The organism is Sphingobium sp. ba1 (assembly GCF_000743655.1).
Lineage (GTDB): Bacteria > Pseudomonadota > Alphaproteobacteria > Sphingomonadales > Sphingomonadaceae > Sphingobium.
This window is the reverse complement of record NZ_JPPQ01000069.1, coordinates 795,916-798,409: the sequence shown is the minus strand read 5'-3', so window position 1 is coordinate 798,409 and position 2,494 is coordinate 795,916. Positions and strand designations below refer to the sequence as shown.

The 2,494-nt window shown below is 61.3% G+C and carries 1 protein-coding gene and 2 pseudogenes; all 3 read right to left on the bottom strand.

The genetic code is table 11. The annotated features are described in order from the left end of the window. Positions 1–80 precede the first annotated feature (80 nt). Positions 81–1,022: an IS110 family transposase gene (locus IL54_RS06825; protein ID WP_037474244.1), complete on the bottom strand. Its 942-nt coding sequence runs from the start codon at positions 1,020–1,022 to the stop codon at positions 81–83. A 289-nt stretch (positions 1,023–1,311) separates the two neighbouring features. Next, a pseudogene (locus tag IL54_RS25315) lies at positions 1,312–1,500 on the bottom strand (IS5-like element ISLpl3 family transposase); the annotation flags it as partial. A gap of 100 nt (positions 1,501–1,600) precedes the next feature. Next, positions 1,601–2,494 (bottom strand): annotated as a pseudogene (locus tag IL54_RS06820) (MFS transporter); the annotation flags it as partial.

Genomic DNA, 2,494 nt, shown 5'->3' with positions numbered 1-2,494 from the left:
TAACTTACGCCACGTCCGCCAACCCCATCCCATGCCGCCGGTGAATAAGACGGGCTAGGTGTTTAGAGTATCCGTGATGGTCAAGCGCATGCTGTGGTCCAGAGACGATCTGCCCTGAGTAGCGCATTTGCGGTGACGATGAGCTTTCGCATGATGGCTGTGATGGCGATTTTGGCGGGTTTTCCGGCAGCGATGAGCTGCTGGTATTTGGCCTTGAGGTTTGGATTGAATCGGGCGGCGACCAGAGCAGGCATGTAGAGAGCCTGTCGGACATTGGCCCTACCGCCGCGGATGAAGCTTTTGCCTTTCCATTGGCCGGACTGGCGCGCGACCGGGGCAAGTCCGGCGAGCGAGGCAGCCTGCTTGTTATCGAGCGATCCGAGTTCGGGCATGGTGGCGATGATCTGGTTGGCGGTGAGTGTGCCGAGGCCAGCGATGCTGGTGAGAATGTGGTGGCGCCGGACGAGCTTTTCATCTGCGGCAATGACGGCCGCGATTTCAGCGTCGAGCGCAGCGATGTGGCGAGCGATCTGTTCGAGCCGTTGGCTGCACTGGCGCTTAAGCAGCGTGACGGTGAGGTTCTTTTCGCGGTTTTTGAGCGCGGTGCGATCACGCACCAGACCATCGCGGGCGTTGACGAGTTCGGCCAACTGGTTCTGCTGCGGGCTTCGGGCGGACCTGACGGGCGGCTGCAACGTGGCCGCCATCCGGGCGAGCAGCCTGGCGTCGATGCGATCGGTCTTGGCGAGCGTGCCCGTCGCCTGGGCGAAGCGCCTTGCCCGTTCCGGGTTGAGCTTGACGCAGGGCATATGGCCGAGCGCGACCTCCAGCGCGCGGTGGTAGATGCCGGTAGCCTCATAGGCGATCCGCTCGACCTCCCATTGCCCGGCCCATGCGATCAGGGTCTTGTGGCCCTTGGTGGTGTTGGGGAACTGGCGCTCGATCCCGATGGGATGGACATAGCAGTCCAACGTCGCTTTGGAGATGTCGATGCCGATGGTTTGTGGTAGAGAGTTGCTCATCTTTTTCGCTGTCCCATGCTTGTCATCCGGGCCTTAAAAGCCCCGGTATCCGTTCGGGCCTGATGAAAAAGAAAGGGGCGATCCTACTCTAACCCGGTCCCTTCACGACCAGCGGTTTTGCGATCCGTCCCCTTCCGTCCGGTCCGGGGTGGCCACCCCGGACCGGACATCGCATCCTGACCCGAACGGACCACAAAGTCATAAGACAGGCGGTTGACAAAGGGGGTTCCCAAATCGCGTAGGTTGATTCAAGGCAGCTTTTGAGGAAGTTGCCTTGATCCGCCGACAGCTACCTTGGATTTATCCACATCGTTTCAATCCGACTGGCGATGCGGCGGAAGCGCTTGAGCTTGTTGAAGAAGCATTCGACCTGATGCCGTTTGGCACTGATGGGATTGGTTTTAATCGGCGCGGTCGCGCCGAGGTTGTCAGTGATGACAGCGCGTAGCGGATCGGCATTGTGGGCTGTGTCTGCGATTCGGCAGACCGATCACATCGACCGCCGAGTCGTGTAAGGCACATCATAGTTTCAGGACGGACATATTCAGCCATAGGCCGCTATGGCGAAAGTTCGCCGTCTAACGGCAGCGTAGCGTCGCCACGGACGCCAACAGCATGACGCCGGCGGCGAATGCCATGGTCCAGATGGGTTCGGTCGGAAAGGCGTGGCGCATGATGGTGCCCATGACGGTGGCGACCAGCAGTTGCGGGATGACGACGAAGGCGTTGAACAGACCCATGTAGATGCCAAGCTTCGCCTGCGGCACGCTCGAAGCCAGCATGGCATAGGGCATGGCGAGGGTGGATGCCCAGGCGATGCCGATCGCGACTTCCGAGAGCAGCAGCAGTTGCGCGTCGCGCAGGAACAGGAAGGACAAGAAGCCCAGTGCGCCCAGCATCAGCGCGATGGCATGGGTGTTCGCCTGGCCGATGCGGCGGGCAAGCGGTTGGAGCAGGAAGGGGGCGGCGAGAGCGGCGACGCCATTATAGGTCGCGAACAATATGCCGACCCAGTTGGCCCCGGCATTATAGGCGGGGCTGGCGGGATCGGCCGATCCGAACATATATTGGGCGACGACCGGCGTGGTATAGATCCACATGATGAACAACGCGGACCAGGTGAAGAATTGGACGAGCGCCAGTTTCTTCATCAGCGGCGGCATGGACGCGAAATCGCCGACGACATGGCTGAGCAGATTGTCGTTGCGACCCTGACCATGGAGCCAGCGGGCGACGAGGCGCGCGACGCCATAGGCGGCCAGCAACGCGCCGAGCAGATACAGTTCCTTTTCCAGCGACCATGTCCACACGATCGCCAATATGGCGACGCCTGTTGCGATCCAGCCTGCTCCACCGGTAGGTATGGCGCGGGTTGCCGGTGCCCGACCGGCGGTTTCGTCATCTGCCCGCGAAAAACGGGCCATCTGGTCGGGCGCATATTCGCGCGTCGTCAGCACGGTCCATAGCACCGC

Excerpts from the sequence above, each read along its gene's own strand:
- IL54_RS06825 (WP_037474244.1), bottom strand. The coding sequence starts at position 1,022 with ATGAGCAACTCTCTACCACAAACCATCGGCATCGACATCTCCAAAGCG.